The organism is uncultured Thiodictyon sp. (genome assembly GCF_903828115.1).
GTDB lineage: Bacteria > Pseudomonadota > Gammaproteobacteria > Chromatiales > Chromatiaceae > Thiodictyon.
In genome coordinates, this window is record NZ_CAIKKU010000485.1 from 1 (window position 1) to 2,891 (window position 2,891).

At 67.4% G+C, this 2,891-nt stretch carries 3 protein-coding genes; all 3 read right to left on the minus strand.

Annotated elements, in window-relative coordinates; translation table 11 throughout:
- Positions 1-100: 100 nt before the first annotated feature.
- Entirely contained in the window at positions 101-1,024 is a 924-nt protein-coding gene (locus QZY48_RS17830; RefSeq protein ID WP_295433534.1) for a branched-chain amino acid ABC transporter permease, read from the minus strand.
- A 21-nt stretch (positions 1,025-1,045) separates the two neighbouring features.
- Positions 1,046-2,185 (minus strand): branched-chain amino acid ABC transporter substrate-binding protein, encoded by a 1,140-nt coding sequence (locus QZY48_RS17835; protein WP_295433537.1) that lies wholly within the window; start codon positions 2,183-2,185, stop codon positions 1,046-1,048.
- A gap of 158 nt (positions 2,186-2,343) precedes the next feature.
- On the minus strand, positions 2,344-2,661 hold the full coding sequence (locus QZY48_RS17840; RefSeq protein WP_295433540.1) for a BolA/IbaG family iron-sulfur metabolism protein: 318 nt from the start codon (positions 2,659-2,661) through the stop codon (positions 2,344-2,346).
- Positions 2,662-2,891: the final 230 nt, after the last annotated feature.

A 2,891-nucleotide genomic window follows, 5' to 3' on the forward strand; every position in this document is an offset into this window, starting at 1 on the left:
GACAACGACAACGACAACGGCAACGACAACGACAACGACAACGCAATGGCGCTATCGGCATTCTCTAATGGACCTGTTTACCTTATCAGTGAACCGTTCCTTAAGCGCGGTCGGCCACGCGCTCGCCCAACAGCCCGGAGGGTCGGAAGATGAGCACCAGGATCAGGATGAAGAAGGCGAAGATGTCCTGGTAATGGCTGCCCAGAAAGCCGCCGGTCAGGTCCCCGATATAACCCGCCCCCAGGCTCTCGATCACCCCCAGGAGCAGCCCGCCCAGCAGGGCCCCGGGGATGTTGCCGATGCCCCCCAGCACCGCCGCGCTGAAGGCCTTCAGCCCCAGAAGGAAGCCCATGTTGTAGTGGGCGATGCCGTAATAGGCGGTGATCAGCAGCCCCGCCACCGCCGCGAGCGCCGAGCCCACCGCGAAGGTTGCGGCAATCACCCGGTTCACGTCCACGCCCATGAGCCCCGCCACCTCCCGGTGCTGGGCGGTGGCGCGCATTGCCCGCCCCAGCCGCGTTCGCTGCACCAGCAGCAGGAGCGCGCCCATGGTCAGGGCCGCCACCGCCACGATGAGCAACTGGACATTCGACACCGTGGCCCCGTGCCACTCATAGACCTGGGGGGCCAACACCGGCGGGAAGGAAAGGTATTGGCGGCCCCAGATGATCATCGCCAGGTTCTGCAGGACGATCGAGACCCCGATGGCGGTGATCAGCGGGGCCAGACGCGGGGCATTGCGCAGGGGTCGGTAGGCGACCCGCTCCACCAGGACCCCGGTCGCCACGCACACCAGCACGGCCGCGGCCAGGGCCAACGCCAGGGCCAGCGGCAGCGGCACCCCGGCCGCCACCAGCAGGCCGAGGACCGTCACCGACACCATGGCCCCCAGCATCACGATCTCGCCGTGGGCGAAATTGATCAACTCCAGGATGCCGTACACCATGGTGTAGCCCAAGGCCACCAGGGCGTAGAGGCTACCCAGGATCAGGCCGTTGACGAGTTGCTGGAGCAGGACGTCCATGCGCGGTGCGGCGGGTGGTTGCTACTGCGCCGCCTGGCCGCCGACGGTTTCCACCGGCTCCCAGTGGCCTTTCTTGACCTGATAGAGGGTGACGGGGCCGTCCTTCAGATCCCCCTTGTTATCGAAGGCGATGGGGCCGATGACCCCGTCGATGCGGGTCTTGGCCAGTTCCGGCAGGTATTTCTCGGGCTCGGTCGAGTCGGCCCGCAGCATCGCCTGGATCATCACCACGGCCGCGTCGTGGGCGAAGGGGGCGTAGATCTGGACCTTGCCGAAGCGCTCATTGAAGCGCTTGCTGAAGTCCGCCCCCCCGGGCATCTTCGCCAGCGGCAGCCCCGGCGACGACCCGATGGCCCCCTCCCCGGCGGGTCCCGCGAGTTTGAGGAACTCGGCCGACTGCATGCCGTCGCCGCCCATGAAGGCGGTCTTCATCCCCAGGGTGCGCAACTGCCGGATCATGGGGGCGGCCTGGGGGTCCATGCCGCCGAACACCACCACGTCCGGCTTCTTGGACTTGAGCGAGGTGAGAATGGCGGTAAAGTCGGTCGATTTGTCGGTGGTGTATTCCCGGCCGACGACCTCCCCGCCGGCCGCCGCGACCCCCTTCACCACCTCGTCGATCAGGCCCTGGCCGTAGGCGGTGCGGTCATCGATCACCGCCACCCGCGTGCCGAGCTTGGTCGCGTACTTGCCCAGGGCCTGACCCTGTTGGGAGTCGTTGGCCATCACCCGGTAGGTGGTCTTGAACCCCTGGTGGGTGTAGGCCACCGCGGTAGAGGCGGGGGAGATTTGGGGGATGTCGTTGTCGGCATAGATGCGCGAGGCCGGGATGCTGGCCCCCGAGTTCAGGTGCCCGACCACGCCCTTGACCCCCTCATCCACCAGCTTTTGCGCCACCACGGTCGCGGTCTTGGGGTCCGCCGCGTCGTCCTCGACCTGCAGGACGAACTTCACCGGCTTGCCGGCCAGGGTGGGATTGGTCGCGTTGATGGCGTCCACCGCCAGGCGGGCCCCGTTCTCGATGTCCTTCCCCAGGTGCGCCTGGGGACCAGTCAGCGGCGCCACGCAGCCGATCTTGACCGTCGCCGGATCGGCGGCCGCGGCGGGCGCCGTCCAGTACGAGGCGCCAAGAATACACGCAATCAATAACTTGGATCTCATGAGTCTGCTCCCGATGCCGTGCCGACAGGATTGACGATGGGAAGCGCGGGGCCCCCGTTGAAGATTGGCCCGGCCAGGTGTAAGCCAGCCGGGCGGCAATAGTATCAATAGCGGCGCTTCCTTACCTCGCCGATGTTGGCGCCGGCCGGTCCCTCGCCTCAGTCTGCGTGCGATCCGCCCTGGCACGGGGGCGACTCCGGGGCCGTACCGCCCTTCTCGAACCACTCCCGCGGGGTCCAGGTGTGCAGGGCCAGGGCATGGAGCCCGTGGTCGAACTCGTCACGCAGCAGCCGATTGACCACCCGGTGGCGCGTGACCAGTCCGTGGCCGGCGAACTGCTCGCTGACCACCAACACCTTGAAGTGTGTCTGGGCCCCCACCGGCACCGCGTGCAGGTGGCTCTCGTCGACCACGTCCAGGTGCAGGGGTTTGAGGGCCTCGGTCAGTGCCGTCTCGATGCTGGCCTGTCGGTTCATGGTTCGATCTCGATCCGTGGGGAGGCAGAAGAGCCCCGATCGCGATCAAATGCGGCCCCCGGGGCGCTCCAGCAAGCGTTCCGGCGCTATCAGCGGACCCCGTGGGAGCGGCTTGGAGCCGCGATCGGATCTCTCAGGCGGCGCCGTCGCGGCTGCAAGCCGCTCCCACGGGGATGAGTGTTGCCGCTACTACCTCACTGCCGACACTGTCGCGGCTGCAAGCCGCTCCC